The organism is Sphingobium sp. (assembly GCA_035196065.1).
Taxonomy (GTDB): domain Bacteria; phylum Pseudomonadota; class Alphaproteobacteria; order Sphingomonadales; family Sphingomonadaceae; genus Sphingorhabdus_B; species Sphingorhabdus_B rara.
On sequence record CP136575.1, the window covers coordinates 2,942,053 to 2,960,395 of the forward strand.

Here is an 18,343-nt window from a genome sequence, read left to right on the forward strand (position 1 = left end):
TATGATGCAGATCACTTGCCCCCATTGCGGACCGCGCGATCAAGCCGAATTCGCCTATGAACGCACCGTCGATTCCGTCGCACCGCTCGACGCCGAACCAGCTAAAGCGATGCAGATCCTGTTCACGCGCACCAATCCGCGCGGGGTGGATGAAGAAATCTGGCGCCATACCTATGGTTGTCGCGCCTGGATGGTGATCACCCGACATCGGGTAACCAACGAGATTAGCGCCGTTCGTGCAGTTGGCCCGGAGGCGCTACCATGATCAACTTCATGTTCGATGGCAAAACCTATCAAGCGCAGGAGGGCGATACCCTGGCGGCGGCGCTGTTGCGAAACGGCGTAGCGATTGTCGGTCGCAGCTTCAAATATCACCGTCCGCGCGGGATCATGACAGCAGGGATAGAAGAACCCAATGCGCTTGTTACCGTCGGAACAGACGGACGTGCCGAGCCCAATACCCGGGCGACCGACGTGTTTGTTTATGAAGGCATGGTGGCGACAAGCCAGAACCGCTGGCCCAGTCTTTCGTTCGACATTGGCGCGATACTCGGGCTGGCTGCTCCGATTTTCTCAGCCGGCTTTTACTACAAAACCTTTTTCGGATCAGCCAAGCAATGGCTGTTCTATGAATATTTCATCCGCAAGGCTGCCGGACTTGGCAATGCTCCGACTTTGGCCGACCCCGATCATTTCAGCCAGCGGTCGGCATTTTGCGACGTTCTGGTTGTCGGTGCGGGCCCTGCTGGACTGAAGGCTGCGCTTGAGGCAGCTGAGGCAGGCAAGCGGGTGATACTTGTCGAACAGGATCGTATCCTAGGTCCGTCTTTGATCCGTGACCCACAGGAGCTGGACACCGCCTGGATCAAAGCGACCGCCGCGCGCATCCGTGCAGCAGGCGGTCGGATTCTGACGCGCACCACGGCTTCCGGCTATTGGGAACATGATCTGGTCACGCTGACGCAACGGATCGCGGAACCGGGGCAAGTCCCGCCCAACGGCGTCGCACAACGGCTCTGGCACGTACGTGCCGGGCAAGTGATCCTCGCGACGGGCAGCATCGAACGTCCGATCGCCTTTACCAACAACGACCGGCCCGGTGTCATGCTATCGCAGGCAGTCCGCACCTATTTGCAGCGCTTCGGCGTTGTGCCCGGCAAGCGCGTGGTGATAGCGACCAACAATGACGATGCCTATCACACAGCGCATGCCTTGCACGCGGCCGGTGCAGATATCGTTGCTATCCTTGACGCACGCCCATCCCCCGCCGGCGCGGAATGCGGATTTCTGGTGTACAATGATGCCGTGCCGCTCTGCGTCAAGGGCAGCGGCAACCGCCTTGGGCAGGTGACCGCGCTGGTCAATGGCGAGCCAAAAAGCTGGAGCGCAGACCTGTGTGCGGTATCGGGCGGCTTCACCCCAGTGGTGCACCTGCACATGCAGGCAGGCGGGACACTCGATTGGAATGAAGCTGCTCAGGCATTTGTTCCGGCGAAATCGCGCCAAAATGTCAGCACTATTGGTGGGGCTGCCGATCCGGCACCGCTATTTCCCGTCACTCCGGCGGGGAATCCCAAAAAGAGCTTCATCGATTTCCAGAATGACGTGACGCTTGCCGATGTCGATCAGGCCTGGGCTGAGGGCTATCGCTCGGTCGAACATCTCAAACGCTATACCACGTTGGGCATGGCCACCGACCAAGGCAAAACAAGCAACATGGCTGCGCTCGGGCGGCTGGCCGAGCGGCAGGGCGTGGCCATTCCAGAAGCGGGACTTACGACCTTCCGACCGCCTTACACGCCGGTAACGATGGGGCTTCTCGCCGGTCCTTCGGCAAAGGACGGCGGCGCGCATGTCCGCCGTCTGGCGTTGTATGATGTCCATGCGGCAAAGAAGCCGATTTGGCAGCCCCTCGGTTATTGGTTCCGCCCCCGCGCCTATCCTGTAAATGGGGAGGCATTGCCTCAAGCCGCGATACGTGAAGCGCGAACGGTGCGAACCGCTGTCGGCATGACCGACGTGTCGACGCTGGCGAAGTTTGAAATCAGCGGTCCGGATGCGGCAGCCTTTCTGGAAATCATCTGCGCAACCACCGTCAGCAAACTCGGCGTTGGTCGCGGACGCTATACCTTCATGCTGCGCGAAGATGGCTTTGTATTCGACGACGGTACAATCTGGCGCCTGCAGGAAAACCGTTATCTTTTGACCAGTTCAACTGGTGGCGCAGACAGAATGGCGACGCACCTTTCCTATGTCCGCCAAACTTTGTGCGCGGATATGCGCGTTTCGGTTGTCAATGTTCAGGAACATTATGCCGGAATGGCGGTTGCCGGGCCGAAGGCAAAATCGGTCCTCGCAGAACTGATTGGCGAAGAACCGCCGCGCCACATGTCGACTGTTCCGGCAACGATTACAGGCGTTCCGGTACTCGTTCTGGCTGCCAGCTATAGCGGCGAGCGGGCGTTTGAAATCTATGTTGAGGCAAGTCACGCAAACGCCGTCTGGGAATCCTGCGAAACAGCGGTCAACGCCCAGGATGGTTGCCTGTTCGGAATGGACGCGATGGATTTCCTGCGCATCGAAAAGGGGCACATGGTCGTGGGCACCGAAATTGACGGGCGGTTGACGCCGCACGATCTTGGCATCGACAAGATGCTCAACAAGGCAGGTGGTTTTATCGGGGCATCAGGCCTGTTGCGTCCGGCGCTGTCTGCGCCGGGACGGCCACAACTGGTTGGGCTTGAGGCAATCGAAGGCACCATTGCCGAAGGATCGATGCTTGTTCCCAATGAAGGCGCGACCCCGCAAGGCCATGTCAGTGCGGCTGGTTTGCGCGCGCTGGGTGGCGGCTCGATCGCGCTCGGCCAGCTGGCCGACGGTTTCAACCGCCATGGCGAGGAATTGATCGCCACTTCACCGACCCGGGGGCAAAAGGCACGAGTGCGTGTGACCCATCCCCACTTCTACGACATTGCAGGGGAACGTTACCGTGACTGACGTGACGATCACGCCGCTTCCGGCTCAGCCGCTGCATGCGTTTGAAATTTGGAGCAACCCAGAGGCCGTGGCCCGGCGTTTCAAGGCTGCCATTGGCTTTGCCTTGCCTGGAACCGGTCGTTCAGACGGTACGGATGCCTTGCGCATGATCCGCATGGAACCGACAGTGTGGTTGGTCGAGGGGGATGTTTCTGCATTGTCGGATGTCTTGGCAGACGACGGCGCAGTGACCTCGATCGGTGGCGGCATCGTCCGCGTCCGCCTCTCAGGTCCGGGATGGCGCACATTGTTGATGGAAGGCGGCGTCTTCGATGCCGAAAACCCAGCTTTCGCTGCAGGCTGCAGCGCCGCAACGATCATCGAACATGTCAATGTAAGGCTGCACGTCGTGAGCGAGGATTGCTGCGATGCCTATGTCCCGTTGAGTTTCAGCACAGCGCTGCTTGCTTTCTGGAATGAGGCCGCAGAGACACTCTGCCTCTAATGTGCCGGTTTTCGATGTTGCAATATCATCCCACGCGCATGGCGACGTTGGAATCCCTTCCATAGGGTAACGCCTTCCCCGCCGGGGCTGAACACCCCCCACGGCGTTCCCGCCGGCGCATTCCATTCGCCTCGGTCGGACTCTTCCACAGGCACATCAAGATAAGCCCTGGCGGCATCATCGCCACGCAAATGCACGGCAAAAAACGCAGTGATGAAGTGCAGATTGATCGCGTTGATCCGATCCTGCCGCCATATCGGATCCTCGAACCAGTCTATATCCCACAGCGACCCGCGCATCTCCGCAGGCGCAGGATTGAGCGCGATCGCATGGCCTGCCTGCTTGTAGGTCAGCAGATATCGCTCGCTATTCGCCGTCTGCTCGAAAAATGCCTTGGCTGCATTTTCATAACCGACGACCGGATCGCTATCACCGGCGATGAACAGCAACGGCATGGTAAGTTCTTGCAGGCCATCCTGGCCCCACCGGCTTCGTGCACCGCCACCTGCCGGCGCGAGTGCGACAATGGCTTTGACGCCGGGAATGACGATGTCTCTGGCCTGCTCGCCTCCCTTTGCCTGGGCCTTAAGCCAACCTCCCGCAACGATGTCTATTTCCGGATGGTCCGGATCAAGGCTGGCACCCCCGGCGGTCAACACGCCAAATCCGCCTTGGGAATAGCCAATCAGCGCTACTTGCTCGGGGTTAATCTGTTCCCCCAATGTCATACGCAACTGTGCCGCGACAAAGGCGAGATCACGGGGCCGGTTGAAATTGGGAGCAGCCCTGACATGCGCTGGAGCGACATAGGGGTTGGGGTCAGCATGATGGACTGCCGCAACAACATAACCTTTGGACGCCAGATTTTCGGTCAACCACGTCATCACAGCCGGCGAATTGCTATAGCCATGCGACACAATGATGAGCGGATGCCCTGAACCGACAGGCTTTGCACCGACTACTGCAAGACCAGCCTGTGTAACTGCCACAGGTGCCTGTGGCGGCTCTCCGGGAAGTTGGGCACGATAAGTGACGCGCTTGGCGCGCGCACCATGAATTGCTGGGTACCATAGGTCGACCACAAGTTTCCGGTCGCGAATTGGAACCCCGTCCGTTGCATCCTTATTGGATTCAACATCGGGCTGTCCGCGATGAACCAATGTCAGTGCGCGAAAACCAACCTGATGCAGCCCGACTGCAGCCAGTTCGGGTGCGTCCATACCGGGTTTGCTTGGAACCGTGCCAGTTGCCCCCGCATTGACCGGCATGGCGAGCAGCAATGCCGCAAGGCAGGCAAGCATCTTTGTCATTGTGCTGGTACATCCATATCTTCGCGAACAACCACCGGCCACGCCAGCTGTTGCTCGATCCACGGGAAACTCTCAATCGTTCGAATAAAGGCATCACTGCTCAGCACGCGCTGGCATAGTGCAGCGGTAAGCTTGGGAATATCGCCCAATTCCCCTGCCCGGGCCACAACCTGAACTTGGCGTGCAAAGCGCCCTCGCGACATAGGCTCGGGCCGCAAATATGGATGCAGATCAAATACGGCCGCCAAACAGGCAGGCGTCGTGATTGTCCAGCCAAGGCCTGCCGCTACCAATGCCAATTGCTGGTGTGACGATTCAACTTCGATGACTTGAGGCAGCTTCAACTTCATCCGGACAATCTGCCGTTCAATCTGCTGGCCCATACCGGTCAGGCGTGAAAAGCGGATGAGAGGAATTTGCGGCATGTTGGTTAAATTGAAGGATTCGCGGCAGTTTTGCGGAAACACGCAAATGAAGCTCTCTTCAAACACCGGATGCAGTTCCAGCGATCCGCTATGTTCCAGATTGAAGCTGCCGGTAAGCAGCATATCGATATCGCGGGCGAGGAATTCGCCCTGATGTTCCCTAGAGATACCAGAACGCATGTTCCAATGCTCGGCCCGTCCGCCCAGCTCGCGCAGGATCGGCGCGGTCAGCAGGTTCGCAAGACTGAACGACATTGCCATCGTAACGCTTGAAATCGGAAGGTTGGCTCGTTCGCGGACCGCATCATATGTGGACCGGGCTTGGTCGATAAGGGCGTGCCCACGTGCAAACAGCGATTTGCCGCTTGCTGTCAGACCCATGGGCCGCATCGTCCGATCAAACAATAACGCACCAATGCTAGCCTCAAGCTTGGCGATTGTTTGGGAAATCGCAGATTGCGTGACCTGAAGATGCGCCGCGCATTGCGACATGCCACCAAGCTCGACAGTCAGCACGAAAACCTCAATCGCATGCAGATCGAATTCCTGCGGTAGCTTCACAATCTCCGGCTCCAAGTCGCAGCATCAAATTTTCTAATATCTAAATCATGGTTACAATAATGCTAGAAATTTTTCGCGGAGGTGGCACAAGGATGCGGTCAGCACCGCACCCAAAGGGGGGGATTTTGGACAAGACTGAACTGGCGGTTTCGCGCCAAATAGGCAGCCATCCCAAGGGTCTTTACTACTTGTTCTTCACAGAAATGTGGGAACGTTTTTCCTTTTACGGCATGTCAGCATTATTGATGCTGTACATGGTGAAGGAGCTTCTCCTTCCTGAAAATTCCGCGCAGGTGATCGGGCTTGCCGGGCTTCGCGCCTTCTTCGAGTTTCGCGGACCGATGTCGGACATCGCTTTCGCATCGATCATCTATGGCTGGTATGCCGGGTTGGTCTATTTCACCCCGATTTTCGGCGGCTGGGTCGCCGACAAGCTTCTCGGTGCCAAGCGCACGGTGATGATAGGTGTCGTGTTGATGAGTGCCGGCCATCTGGCGATGTCCTTCTATTCCTCCTTCCTTTTGGCGTTGCTGCTGCTGATCCTCGGCTCTGGCTTCCTCAAGGGGAATATCTCGGCACAGGTCGGCGCGCTGTACCCGCAGGAGGAAGAGTCACTTCGCTCGCACGGCTATACGATTTTTTCTGCCGGGATATGCATCGGCGCGGCAAGCGGACCGCTGGTGACAGGGCTGGTCGCCCAAAGCCATGGCTGGCACGCCGGCTTTGCCGTTACCGCCATATTGATGCTTGTCGCATTGGCCGTCTACGCAATCGGCCAACGCCATCTTCCCCATGACCGGCCGGCAGCGCAAAAGCGCGAAACAGCCGCACCATTATCCCCCACCGAGCGGCGGCGGATCTATGTCCTTCTGTTCGTTATCCTGCTCACCATTCCGGCCGAAATCGCCTATCCAATGGTCTGGAGCATCGGAATTTTGTGGGTTGATCAATATGTGAATCTGGCCACGCCAATGGGCGAAATGCCTTCCAGCTGGTTCGCGGCCATGGACTCAATCGGCGCGATCATCTTTGCACCCCTCTTGGTGGCCATTTGGGCTTGGCAAGCCAGACGGGAAAGCGAACCGCCCAGTATCACCAAGATCGGGATTGGCACTGCACTGGTCGGATTTGCAGCCCTGCTCTTTGCCTATGGTAATATGGGCATAACTGAACCGGATAGCGTATCAGCGGGTTGGGCCATATCCGGATGGCTGATCATGGGGCTGGCATGGATGTATTATTGGCCAACATTACTGGCGCTCGTCAGCCGGACTGCGCCGCCAGCCGTCACGTCAACACTGATGGGCGTCGCGTTTCTGTCGCCCTTTGTCGGGCACACGCTTGCAGGCTGGGTCGGCAGCTATTTTGACCAGATGGACCCGGCAACATTCTGGGCCATGGATGCAGCGATTGCGCTCGCCGGTGCAGCAATCATCCTGCTTTTGCGCAAGCCGCTGACGAACGGATTAGCGGCAGGCAACTAATTTTCAGGCGATGCGCGCGCCCTGCCGTCGCAATTCGCTTTGCACAGCAACCAGATCGACGTCGTTAAAGTCGCGTCCTGACTTTACCGAAAGCGCAGCCGCCACGCCCGCGCCCTGTCCTGCCACCGCGCAGCACATCATGTTGCGCACGGCTGCATGGCTGACCTTGTCGCCGCCGATCACACGCCCTGTAACGATCAGGTTTCTCACCCCTTTGGGCAGCATTGAACGATAAGGCACATGGAAATAGCGGCCCGTGGTCGGCAGGATCAGATAGCCATAGCCGTCGATGAATTCCGGAAAAATGCCAATACTGTCTTCAAAGCGCCCCTGTTCCCTCACATCGTCGGCGGTCATGTTGTAGGCCGCGTCGATCTTGCGGGTATCGCGGATGCCCAGCGTCATTCCGAAATTGCGCAGTTTGGCGTCTTCGCAGCCGGGCATGAAGGCCTGCAGCGCGTGGATCGCATGCATCGCCTGTTTGCGACCTGCCATTTCGCCATATGTCAGCGCATCCGGATCCGTACCGTCGAGATAGAGATGGCACATGTTGAGATAGGTGAGGTCGCCCTGATCGGAAACCGTGCCCCAAGTACCCGCCATGGTCTTGACGCTTTCGGGGATCAGCCCGGCCTCCAGCGCCTTTTGAAAAGGTTTGCGCAGAAAGGGAGAGAACATCTCATCCTCCTTGCCGCCGGTAATCACTTCCCATTCACCGCCCACGGCCCAATCACCATAGGTTTGCGGATCGGACTTCACCGCTTCGATGAAGCGCGTCTTGTTTACCCCGCACATCGAAAACATCACCGAGACGGACATCATCTCGTCAACCGGATGCTTGTGGGTAGGCGCTCCGGCGCGATAGGCAATGTCGGCATCGCCAGTCGCGTCGATTACACGCTTGGCCAGAATGGCTTCCCGGCCTGCCTTGCTCTCCACGATAACGCCTTTGATCATATCCCCTTCCATGATCGGGGCAACGAACATGCGGTGCAGCATCGGGATCACGCCGGCTTCCTCTACCAGCGTATCGGCAACGAACTTGAACCCTTCAGCATCAAGGCTGTGACTGATCGATTGCGGCTCCGGCATCGCCGCGCCCATGGCCTTGGCCCGTTCTTCGAACTCGCGGCCAATGCCTTCACTATCGATCGTTTGCGGATGGCGGTACCAGGCGAAACCTTCCACCCCCACCTGGGTGATATTCCCACCAAAGCAACCATAGCGCTCGAGGAGCGTGGTCTCCACCCCGGCTCGCGCTGACGCAAGAGCAGCGGCAAGACCGCCGGGTCCAGAACCGACGACGAGTACGTCGGTTTCACGGATGACCTCTATCTGGCGGGCTGGTTCGGTGATGATTTGCGTCATCGCTGGCGGGTTTCCCATTCAGGCGCGACATAATAGGGCGCGTTTGAGGGCGGCAGCAGCGGCTTGCCGAGGATGTGATCTGCAGCTTTTTCACCGATCATGATCGTCGGCGCGTTAAGATTGCCCGTAGTGATCGAGGGCATGACCGAACTATCAACGACGCGCAGCCCCTGCACACCGATCACGCGCAACTCCGGATCGACCACCGCCATCGGATCGCTCGCATCTCCCATCTTGCAGGTGCAACTGGGATGGAGGGCGCTTTCAACATGCTCTGCAATAAAGGCATCGATCTGTTCATCGGTCACGCATTCGGCGCCGGGCTTGATTTCGCGACCGCGATAGGGCGCGAAGGCTGGCTGCTGGAATATCTCCCGCGTGAGGCGGACGCAGGCCCGCATCTCTGCCCAGTCGTCAGGGTGGCTCATATAGTTGAATTGAATTTTGGGTTTATCATGCGGGTCGGCGCTGCGTAACGTCACCGTTCCCCGGCTTTTGGATCTCATCGGTCCGACATGCGCCTGAAAGCCATGCTCGCTAGCGAGTGACGAGCCATCATAATTGATCGCCATCGGGAAGAAATGATATTGGATGTCGGGATATTTGATCCCGGCGCGGCTGCGGATAAATCCGCAGCTTTCAAACTGGTTGGACGCACCTTCGCCCGACCGCAGCAACAGCCATTGCGCGCCCACCATCGCCTTGCCGAGAAGGTTTGCCTTGCCATACAGCGTGATCGGCTGAGTGCAGGCCATTTGAAAATAGAATTCAAGATGGTCCTGCAGATTTGCGCCGACACCCGGACGGTCAGCGATCAGCTTGATACCGTGCTGACGCAACTCCTCTGCCGGACCAATGCCCGAAATCTTGAGCAACTGTACGGAATTGATCGGACCACCGGACAGAATGACTTCGCGGGTTGCGCGAATCTGATGCCGCTGGCCGCTGCGTTCATATTCAACGCCAACCGCACGCTTCCCTTCAAAAAGGATGCGCGTTGCCAGCGCTTTTTCGATGACGCGCAGATTGGACCGTTTGCGCGCACCATAGAGATAGGCTTTGGCGGTCGAGCAGCGCGTGCCGTCTCGTGTGGTCATATCCATCCGGCCAAAACCCTCTTGCCGGAATCCGTTATAGTCTTCGGTTAGTTCATATCCGGCTTGCTGTGCCGCATCGAACCATGCCTGGTGCAGTGGATTTTTGAGTGAGCCATAGCTGGTCGAAAGCGGCCCATCTTCGCCGCGATAATGATCGCCGCCCTCAGCCCTGCCCTCGGCGCGTTTGAAATAGGGCAGGACATCGGCATAACCCCAACCCTGCGCCCCCTCATCATCCTTCCAGCGTTCAAAATCGAGCGCATTGCCACGGACATAGACCAGCCCGTTGATCGAGGACGAACCACCCAATCCTTTGCCGCGCGGGCAGTTTAATCGGCGGCCGTTCAGATGCGGCTCGGGCTCGCTTTCATAACCCCAATTCCAACGCTTTGTGTTCATCGGATAGGCCAGTGCCGCAGGCATCTGAATAAAAACCGATCGATCACTTCCGCCATATTCGAGGAGGACGACCTTATGCTGCCCGTCCGCGCTCAGCCTGTCGGCCAGAACACACCCTGCAGAACCGGCGCCGACGATGATATAATCGCAGCTGCCAGTATCAGCCATCTTGGCCAACGCGATGGAGTGCCAACAGCCCCTTAAGCGTGCCAACACATATCAGTAACAAAACAAAGGCTAGCGGCAATCCAGAGGCAATCGCCGCCGCCTGCAAGGAAATCAGTCCGCCAGATACCAGCAGCACCACCGCGATACCCCCGACGGCGAAAAGCCAGAAAACCTTTTGCCGCAGCGGGGTATCCGTGCGGCCGCCCGATGTCATAGTATCAATGACCAACGTGCCCGAATCCCAGCCCGTGATGAAGAAAATCAGGATCAGGCAGATCGCAACGAAGGACGTGATATTTGCCCATGGCAACGATCCCAGAAGCAGGAATAATTGTGTATCAAGCGGCGCCTTGGCCAAATCGGGTAGCTTACCCGACACGATCTGCGCGATGCTTCCATCCCCGAAAACCGTTAGCCACAGGACGCACAGCAGTGTCGGCGCGATTAACGCCCCCGCCAAAAATTCGCGCACGGTGCGGCCAATCGAGATGCGCGCCATGAACAGTCCGACAAAGGGAGACCAGCTGATCCACCAAGTCCAATAATAGGCGGTCCAGTCATTATAAAAGCCTGTATCATTACGACCAAAGACATTGGAGAAGGCCGGCAGCAACTGAATATAGGCAACAAGGTTCCGGTAGATATCGCCGAGCAGCACCAAGGTTGCACCCGTCGCCAGCAAAAAGATGATAAGGCCAAGGGCGACCCACATATTGACTTCGCTCAGAAAACGAATGCCTTTGTCAATTCCGCCGCGTACCGAGAAAAATGTCACCAAGGCCATGATCGCAATCAATGCGATAATCGCCAGCGTCGAGTTGGGAATGCCATAGAGATAGGTAATACCCGCCATCGCTTGGCTCGCGCCCAACCCCAGTGACGAAGCGAGACCGAAGAGTGTGGCGAACACTGCAAGCACGTCAATAACATCGCCCGCACGTCCCCAAACCCGTGCGCCGATCAAAGGATAAAAGGCCGAGCGAAGCGACAAGGGCATCTTGAAATCAAAGGAAAAGACAGCGAGCGCCAAGCCTACAATGGCGTAAATCGCCCAAGGATGGAGTGCCCAATTATAGACCGTTGCAGCCATTGCCATGGTCCGTGCACCATCAATGTCGCCGGCAGCACCACCCAGAGGTGCGGCCGGGCCACCGGCCAATGAAGAGGTGAAATGCGTGACCGGTTCACCGACGCCGTAAAAAACGAGCCCGATGCCCATGCCCGCCCCGAAAAGCATCGAAAACCAAGCCATCCGGGAATATTCCGGCGCTGCATCTTTGCCCCCAAGCCGGATTTTCCCAAGCGGTGAAAGCGCAACGACGATGCAAAACAGAAGAACAAGATTTCCAACCGTCAACAAAAACCAGTTGAACTGCGATACCGCCGATGCACGCAACCAAGAAAACAGATCGGCCGAAGACTGCGGCGCGATAACGCTGAACAGGATGACGGAGAGCGAAATCAGGGCAATCGGAAAGAATACGGCAGGATTGACCGTCATCCCCAACCAGGTGCGGTTTGATTGACCATAGCGCCCCAGATCAATTTTTCTCGCCCAGTCAGTCATCTTCCCCCCCCTTATTGGTCAATGGCTTGCAGCAGTTGTTAGCGCCGTCCAGAGCCAATCAGCAAAGCTGCGCCAGACTTCGACCTGGAAACGGTTTTCTGTCTCGCGGACGATGACGATTTCCACCGTCTCAAAAATCGTCCGCGTCGCCCTGCCGACTGCGAACTGTTCAAGATCAAGCGGGCAACCGGCCATCAGCAAGGCCGCAGCGGCGGCGCCTTCAATCGTGATGCAGATAGACCGTTCGCTGACGTCAGTGATTGCGACTGGCAATCCGCTGCCGTCGGCAAGCTTCATTCCCGCACCCCCGCGCAACAGCCATTCATCCGGACCAAGGCAGATGATGCCGCCTTCAGTCGCGCCAATCTTTTTCGGCATGTTCACACCGAGCAAGGTTTCCAGCGCCTGTACCTGCCGCGCGCGAAGCGAATATCGCGCCATAGGCGGGGCAAGACTAATTTTCACATCCGCTGTGACGAACGGCTCTGTCGGCACCGGTTCAGTGCGGGTCAAAAGATCAGACATTGAGCCGCGCTCCTTCAGGATCATAAAAGACCATTGTGCTGACCTTAGCCTTATATGTTTTGTCCGGCATCGGGATGTAAAGCGTCTCGCCCATTTTGTCGCGCCCGCCCGCCACAAGCGCAAGCGCAACCGACCGTCCCAGAGCCTCGCTCCAATAGGATGAGGTGACATGGCCGATCATTGTCATCGGGATTGCCTGTTTGGGATCGGCTACAATTTGTGCGCCTTCCTCCAGAACGATGTTCGGATCTTCAGTCAACAGCCCAACAAGCTGCTTGCGTCCGCCAGCAACGATATCAGGACGGGCGAGGGAGCGCTTGCCGACGAAATCCGGCTTTTTCTTGCCCACTGCCCAATCGAGGCCTGCGTCCTGCGGCGTCACCGTGCCATCGGTATCTTGCCCGACAATGATGAAGCCTTTTTCCGCGCGCAGCACATGCATCGCCTCGGTGCCATAGGGCGTGATGCCATATTGTGCGCCTTCGGCCATCAACCGTTCCCATAGCGCGCGGCCATAGGCGGTAGGCACATTGATTTCGAAACCCAATTCCCCGGTGAAGCTCACGCGGAACAGGCGGGTCGGTATTCCGCAGATCGTTCCTTCGCGGATCGCCATATGCGGGAAAGCTTCGGCGGAAAGATCAATTCCCTCCACCAGCGGCTCCAACAGCTTGCGCGCCATCGGCCCTTGCAAAGCGATTACCGCATATTGCTCGGTCGTACTGGTCAGCCAGACATTCAGGTCGGGCCATTCGGTCTGGAGATAATCCTCCATCATGTTGAGCACCCGCGCCGCGCCGCCCGTTGTCGTGGTCAGGTGGAAGCGGTCAGTGGCCAGGCGCGCCGACACGCCGTCATCCGTGATGAAACCATCCTCTTTGAGCAAAAGCCCATAGCGGCATCGCCCGGGTTCAAGAGCCTTCCAGGGGTTGGTGTACATGCGGTTGAGAAACTCGGCCGCATCGGGCCCGACCACTTCGATCTTGCCCAAGGTCGAGGCATCGAAAATTCCCACATTGTTGCGCACCGCAACGCACTCGCGGTTTACCGCTGCGTGCATATCCTCGCCGGCTTGCGGAAAGTATCGGGCGCGCCGCCACTGCGCGACCAGTTCGAAGACTGCGCCATTTTCTTCCGCCCAGCGATCGATATTGGTTGTGCGCGTTGCCTGAAACAGCGGCCCCTTCGCATGACCCGCCAACGCCCCAAAGGTCTGTGGCGTATAGGGCGGACGAAAGGTGGTAAGACCAATATCGACCACGGGCTTTGCCAGTGCCGAAGATGCAATCTGCAGGCCGTTGAGATTGGATGTCTTGCCCTGATCGGTCGCCATGCCATTGGTGGTGTAGCGCTTGATATGCTCAATCGAGCGGAACCCTTCGCGCACGGCAAGATGAATATCCTTGGCGGTCACATCATTCTGGAAGTCAACAAAGGCCTTGATCCGTGCCGGGTCTTTCGGGGTCGGCAACATATCGATCACTTCGCCATCGCCGAAATTCCAAGCCCCTGCGCAAGCCCCGACGCAGCGAACATTTTCATTGGGCTGATCGGGCACATAGGCACCCAAATCATCGCGCCATTTCAGCGTGCCCTTGCTGTGCGACCAGAGATGCACGCTTGGCGTCCAGCCGCCTGCCATCAGCAGCGCGTCACAGGCGATTTTCTGTCGATTGGAACCAGAGGTAGATGCAACCTCAATGCTTTTAACAGAATGGCGTCCGGCAACGCCGATCACGGCAGCGCCAAGCTCTACCCGAATATCGAGTTCTGCAGCAGCCTTGATCAACGATGGATCGACGTCGGCCCGCACATCGATGATTGCCGCGATCCCTGCGCCGGCTTTTGCCAACGCGAAGACATCATGCCAGCCACTGTCATGCACAGCCATTAATGCGACGGATTTGCCGACCGCAACGCCATAACGGTTGGCGAATACTTTGGCGGCAGAGGAAAGCATCACGCCGGGCGTGTCATTGCCTTCGAACACCAAGGGCCGCTCAATCGCACCTTGAGCCAGGATCACTTCGCCTGCTCTTATCCGCCACAACTTTTCGCGCGGCGTATCACCCGCGTCGGGCAGATGATCGGTCAGCCTTTCAACCGCGCCAATGAAATTGTCATGAAAATAGCCGAAAGCGGTGGTCCGGGTCAGGATGGTGACATTGGTCGCTTCCTTCAGCGCTTTCATGCTGCGCTCCAACCACGCCCAAAGCGACGGGTCAGCCAGGGCGCCGCCCCCTGCTTCACTCTGCTCGTCAATAAGCATGACCCGCTTGTTGGTCGACGCAGCTTCGAGCGCAGCATCAATGCCGGCAGGCCCGGCACCGATGATCAAAATATCGGTATGTGCATAGGTCGCAGAATAGGTATCCGGATCCTCTTCGGTCGGGGCATCGCCAAGCCCCGCAATGCGCCGGATCGCAGGTTCATAAAGCTTGTCCCAAAAAGAACGCGGCCACATGAAGGTCTTGTTGTAAAAACCTGCAGGGAAGAACATCCCCAACCTGTCATTGATCGCGCCCAGATCGGTCTTGAGCGAAGGCCAGCGGTTCTGGCTCACGGCGGAAAGACCATGATGCACTTCGACATTGGTGGCGCGCAGATTGGGGGTGAATCTACCGGGGCCCCGATCGACAGAAATGAGCGCATTGGGCTCTTCACTGCCTGCAGCTAAAAGACCGCGAGGGCGATGATATTTGAACGACCGGCCAAAGAGCGTCTCGCCGCTGGCAAGCAGCGCCGATGCCAGCGTATCGCCTGCAAAACCCGAATAGCTCTTGCCATCGAAACTAAATTGGCGCGGCTGGCTCCGGTCTATCCGTCCGCCATTAGTCAAGCGATAGCCACTCATCGGCGTGGCTCCCCTGCTTTATAGGTGGTTTCAAACTTGTCCGTCACTGTGTCACGCACAGCATTGAAAAAGCGTCCGCAGCCATGGGTGTGCCGCCAGCGTTCATGATGTCGGCCGCGCGGATTGGCGCGGATGAACAGATAGCGCTCCCACTCCTCATCGCTGTATGTGGAGGGATCAACGGGACGGGCGATATGCGCTTCGCCAGCATAAGCGAACTCAATCTCGGCGCGCTTTTCGTCGCAATAGGGGCAATGGATCAGGATCATCAGTGGGCCACCGCTGCAGCTGCCGCTTCGTCAATCAACCGCCCGTTGCGGAAGCGATCAAGATTGAAGGGTGCGTTGATTGGATGGGGTTCATCCTTGGCCATCGTATATGCGAGCAAATCGCCTGCCCCCGGTGTTGCCTTAAAGCCTCCCGTTCCCCAGCCGCAATTGACATAGAGTCCTTTGACAGGGGTCTTGCCGAGGACCGGCGAACGATCCGGTGTCACATCAACAATACCGCCCCATGTGCGCAGCATGCGCATCCGGCGGTAGATCGGGAATATTTCGCAAATCGCCGCCAACGTATGTTCGACAATATGCAGCGCACCGCGTTGCGAGTAGCTGACATATTGATCGGTACCCGCGCCAATCACCAGCTCGCCCTTGTCGGACTGGCTCATATAAGCATGCACGGTGTTCGACATGACGACGCAGGGAAAGGTCGGCTTGACGGGTTCGGATACCAATGCCTGCAGCGGATAGCTTTCCAGCGGGAAATCGAGGCCCGCCATCTGCATGATCACCGATGTGTTGCCAGCTGCCGACACGCCAACTCGCTTGCAAGCGATGTAGCCGCGCGTGGTTTCCACGCCTTCGACCGCGCCATTCGCGTCGCGGCGGATACCGGTGACCGCGCAATTCTGGATGATGTCAACGCCCAAGGCTGCCGCTGCACGGGCATAGCCCCATGCGACCGTATCATGCCGCGCCGTGCCGCCGCGGCGCTGCAGGGCCGCACCAAGAACAGGATAGCGCGAATCGGGTGAGATATTGAGCGCGGGGCAATAGGCCTTGGCCTGTTCCGGGGTCAGCCATTCATTATCGACACCATTAAGCCGATTTGCGTGGATATGGCGTTTGAAGCTCTGGATATCATGCACATTATGCGCGAGCATCATCACACCGCGCTTTGAATACATGGTGTTGTAATTCAGTTCCTGGCTCAAGCCATCCCAGAGCTTGACGGCATGGTCGTAAAGATGCGCGCTTTCATCATAAAGGTAATTGGACCGGATGATGGTGGTGTTGCGCCCGGTATTGCCACCGCCAATCCAGCCTTTTTCCAAAACGGCCACATTGGTGATCCCGTATTTCTTTGCAAGATAATAGGCAGCCCCCAGGCCATGGCCGCCGCCGCCGACGATGATCGCGTCATAAGCGGGTTTGGGGGCGGCGTCTGGCCATTGTTCGGGCCAGCTTTGATGGCCGCCAAGGGCTTTGGCGAAAAGGCTGAAAGCGCTGAAACGGGTCACTTCGGGTTCTCAATCAAGGGAGTGTAGACAATCATCATCGTGCAACCGTTGCGGCTGCCGGCACGATGCATCGTGCCGGGCATGCGCAGCAGGAAATCGCCGGGACCATAGCTTGCGTCATCATCGAAAAAGTCGCCTTCGATCACATAGATCTGCTCAATCTCGTCATGCGCATGGAGCGCACCCAATGGGCCCGGGGCAACCTGCATCAACAGGCTGCGATAGCCACGCGGATCATCGACCAGCGCGCGGATGCGCTCACCGGGGCGTTCACCCATCTGCCATTGCCCGGCAGACAGGCGGACCGATCCATGCGCGGGAAGCGGTGCCATCAACGCAGTTCCTTCAAAGCCGATCGCGCCGCAGCGACATAGAAATCCTTGAAATCCTCGACCAACTTTTCCTCGACGGCATAGGGCCCTGGGACATAGCCATCATTGTTGATTCCCTGGTGGTTGATCATCGAAAAATGACCATCCTGCACATTGGTCGCGCGCCAGAGCGCGGTGATATGGTCGGGATCATAGTCCACGCCCTCAACCGCATCTTCATGCACAAGCCAGCTGGTGCGCAGCAACGTCTTGTCGGCGGAAACGGGGGTTAGCGAAAAAGTCACCACATGGTCACAGCAGAAATGGTGCCAGCTATTGGGCTGTGTCCAGACCGAAAGACTGGATGTTTCAGGTTCCTTGAAGGGCCCGATAAGTTTCTGGCAGGCCAGTTTGCCATCGATCGACTGCGTCACGGCGCCATTGGCAAGCGCCAACCGCGCGACGCGGTGCCACCAGCCATCAGGAAATTCGATCAAATCGCGATCAATTCCGAGCGCCTTCCACTCTTCCCGCTTGGCCGCGACCAACGCATCATAGCTGCTATCGTCGACAATATCCGCATCGCCATCTTCAGGAAGGCCTTTGCCAAAGCCGTAAGTACCGAGCACGCTGATCAGTTCGGGATGGCCGACATCGCAATGATAGCATTCGCGATTATTCTCCATCACCAGCTTCCAATTGGCGTCTTCGATATAATCATCCTGCACCACAACCTTGAGCTTTTCGACATCATAGACAGCGATCTGCTCGGAAATGTCTGCCTTTACGCGATCGATTGGTGGCGGATTGTCGCTCATGCAGATGAAGATCAAGCCGCCGATATTCTCGAGCGCGACCGAATGGAGGCCATGGTCTGCCTTGGCAAAATCGTCCGCCATGCTGCGGGCCGCCAGCAACTTGCCATCAAGGCCATAGGTCCATTGGTGATAGGGACACATCAGCCGTGGCGAAGACCCCTTTTGTTCAAGGCAGATTTTTGCGCCGCGATGGCGACAGCTGTTCCAAAAGGCGCGCACTTCCATATCGCGCCCGCGCACGATGATGATTGAATTATTCGCCACCTCGAAGATGAAATAATCGCCCGGCTTTTTCACATGGGCACCCGTGCAGGCGTAAAGCCAGACCGATTTGAGCATCACCTGGACGTCGAACTGGAATGCCTCTTCGCTGACATAGAGCGCGCGCGGCAAGGTATGGCCTTTGCGGTCCATGTCGAGCTGCGATGCGATCGATTCGAAATGGGACATGAC

The 18,343-nt window shown here is 57.7% G+C and carries 15 protein-coding genes; 4 read left to right on the forward strand and 11 right to left on the reverse strand.

Annotated features, from left to right (window positions below):
* Position 1: 1 nt before the first annotated feature.
* The 3 genes from RSE16_14185 to RSE16_14195 are packed head-to-tail and all read left to right on the forward strand — an operon-like array spanning position 2 to position 3,481.
* Positions 2–265 (forward strand): sarcosine oxidase subunit delta, encoded by a 264-nt coding sequence (locus tag RSE16_14185; GenBank protein WRH75830.1) that lies wholly within the window; start codon positions 2–4, stop codon positions 263–265.
* Entirely contained in the window at positions 262–2,997 is a 2,736-nt protein-coding gene (locus tag RSE16_14190; protein WRH75831.1) for a 2Fe-2S iron-sulfur cluster-binding protein, read from the forward strand. Before RSE16_14185 ends, RSE16_14190 begins: the two co-directional genes overlap by 4 nt.
* Positions 2,990–3,481 carry a hypothetical protein gene (locus tag RSE16_14195; protein WRH75832.1) on the forward strand — a complete coding sequence of 164 codons (492 nt, stop codon included), beginning with the start codon at positions 2,990–2,992 and terminating at the stop codon, positions 3,479–3,481. Before RSE16_14190 ends, RSE16_14195 begins: the two co-directional genes overlap by 8 nt.
* Here RSE16_14195 and RSE16_14200 read toward each other — a convergent pair.
* Complete coding sequence (locus RSE16_14200; protein WRH75833.1) at positions 3,478–4,791, reverse strand: dienelactone hydrolase; 1,314 nt, start codon at positions 4,789–4,791, stop codon at positions 3,478–3,480. The two genes, RSE16_14195 and RSE16_14200, sit on opposite strands and share 4 nt — an antisense overlap.
* The gene (locus tag RSE16_14205; protein WRH75834.1) at positions 4,788–5,777 is read right to left on the reverse strand and encodes a LysR family transcriptional regulator; all 990 of its coding nucleotides are present in this window, start codon (positions 5,775–5,777) and stop codon (positions 4,788–4,790) included. The genes RSE16_14200 and RSE16_14205 overlap by 4 nt, the downstream gene beginning before the upstream one ends.
* Before the next feature lie 125 nt (positions 5,778–5,902).
* On the opposite strand from RSE16_14205, the gene RSE16_14210 reads away from it, so the two are divergent.
* Positions 5,903–7,261 (forward strand): peptide MFS transporter, encoded by a 1,359-nt coding sequence (locus RSE16_14210; GenBank protein WRH75835.1) that lies wholly within the window; start codon positions 5,903–5,905, stop codon positions 7,259–7,261.
* Positions 7,262–7,264: 3 nt separating this feature from the next.
* On the opposite strand, the gene RSE16_14215 is transcribed toward RSE16_14210, so the two are convergent.
* From RSE16_14215 to RSE16_14255, 9 genes are read right to left on the reverse strand one after another with little or no spacing between them, the layout of a single operon-like run.
* Complete coding sequence (locus RSE16_14215) at positions 7,265–8,647, reverse strand: FAD-dependent oxidoreductase (protein ID WRH75836.1); 1,383 nt, start codon at positions 8,645–8,647, stop codon at positions 7,265–7,267.
* Entirely contained in the window at positions 8,626–10,293 is a 1,668-nt protein-coding gene (gene betA, locus RSE16_14220; GenBank protein WRH75837.1) for a choline dehydrogenase, read from the reverse strand. The genes RSE16_14215 and betA overlap by 22 nt, the downstream gene beginning before the upstream one ends.
* The gene (locus tag RSE16_14225; protein ID WRH75838.1) at positions 10,286–11,860 is read right to left on the reverse strand and encodes a BCCT family transporter; all 1,575 of its coding nucleotides are present in this window, start codon (positions 11,858–11,860) and stop codon (positions 10,286–10,288) included. The genes betA and RSE16_14225 overlap by 8 nt, the downstream gene beginning before the upstream one ends.
* 18 nt (positions 11,861–11,878) lie before the next feature.
* On the reverse strand, positions 11,879–12,385 hold the full coding sequence (locus RSE16_14230; protein ID WRH75839.1) for a sarcosine oxidase subunit gamma family protein: 507 nt from the start codon (positions 12,383–12,385) through the stop codon (positions 11,879–11,881).
* The gene (locus tag RSE16_14235) at positions 12,378–15,239 is read right to left on the reverse strand and encodes a glycine cleavage T C-terminal barrel domain-containing protein (GenBank protein ID WRH75840.1); all 2,862 of its coding nucleotides are present in this window, start codon (positions 15,237–15,239) and stop codon (positions 12,378–12,380) included. The genes RSE16_14230 and RSE16_14235 overlap by 8 nt, the downstream gene beginning before the upstream one ends.
* Positions 15,236–15,508, reverse strand: a complete 273-nt coding sequence (locus RSE16_14240) for a sarcosine oxidase subunit delta (GenBank protein WRH75841.1) — start codon at positions 15,506–15,508, stop codon at positions 15,236–15,238. Before RSE16_14240 ends, RSE16_14235 begins: the two co-directional genes overlap by 4 nt.
* Positions 15,508–16,761: a sarcosine oxidase subunit beta family protein gene (locus tag RSE16_14245; GenBank protein ID WRH75842.1), complete on the reverse strand. Its 1,254-nt coding sequence runs from the start codon at positions 16,759–16,761 to the stop codon at positions 15,508–15,510. The genes RSE16_14240 and RSE16_14245 overlap by 1 nt, the downstream gene beginning before the upstream one ends.
* Positions 16,758–17,093: a cupin domain-containing protein gene (locus RSE16_14250; GenBank protein ID WRH75843.1), complete on the reverse strand. Its 336-nt coding sequence runs from the start codon at positions 17,091–17,093 to the stop codon at positions 16,758–16,760. The genes RSE16_14245 and RSE16_14250 overlap by 4 nt, the downstream gene beginning before the upstream one ends.
* Positions 17,093–18,340 (reverse strand): aromatic ring-hydroxylating dioxygenase subunit alpha, encoded by a 1,248-nt coding sequence (locus RSE16_14255; protein ID WRH75844.1) that lies wholly within the window; start codon positions 18,338–18,340, stop codon positions 17,093–17,095. Before RSE16_14255 ends, RSE16_14250 begins: the two co-directional genes overlap by 1 nt.
* Positions 18,341–18,343: the final 3 nt, after the last annotated feature.

What these genes read in the sequence shown, in the direction of transcription:
- RSE16_14190 (WRH75831.1), top strand. Translation starts at nt 262, where the DNA reads ATGATCAACTTCATGTTCGATGGCAAAACCTATCAAGCGCAGGAGGGC.
- RSE16_14240 (WRH75841.1), bottom strand. Translation starts at nt 15,508, where the DNA reads ATGATCCTGATCCATTGCCCCTATTGCGACGAAAAGCGCGCCGAGATT.
- RSE16_14200 (WRH75833.1), bottom strand. Translation starts at nt 4,791, where the DNA reads ATGACAAAGATGCTTGCCTGCCTTGCGGCATTGCTGCTCGCCATGCCG.
- RSE16_14235 (WRH75840.1), bottom strand. Translation starts at nt 15,239, where the DNA reads ATGAGTGGCTATCGCTTGACTAATGGCGGACGGATAGACCGGAGCCAG.
- betA (WRH75837.1), bottom strand. Translation starts at nt 10,293, where the DNA reads ATGGCTGATACTGGCAGCTGCGATTATATCATCGTCGGCGCCGGTTCT.
- RSE16_14250 (WRH75843.1), bottom strand. Translation starts at nt 17,093, where the DNA reads ATGGCACCGCTTCCCGCGCATGGATCGGTCCGCCTGTCTGCCGGGCAA.
- RSE16_14255 (WRH75844.1), bottom strand. Translation starts at nt 18,340, where the DNA reads ATGTCCCATTTCGAATCGATCGCATCGCAGCTCGACATGGACCGCAAA.
- RSE16_14215 (WRH75836.1), bottom strand. Translation starts at nt 8,647, where the DNA reads ATGGGAAACCCGCCAGCGATGACGCAAATCATCACCGAACCAGCCCGC.
- RSE16_14230 (WRH75839.1), bottom strand. Translation starts at nt 12,385, where the DNA reads ATGTCTGATCTTTTGACCCGCACTGAACCGGTGCCGACAGAGCCGTTC.
- RSE16_14225 (WRH75838.1), bottom strand. Translation starts at nt 11,860, where the DNA reads ATGACTGACTGGGCGAGAAAAATTGATCTGGGGCGCTATGGTCAATCA.
- RSE16_14185 (WRH75830.1), top strand. Translation starts at nt 2, where the DNA reads ATGATGCAGATCACTTGCCCCCATTGCGGACCGCGCGATCAAGCCGAA.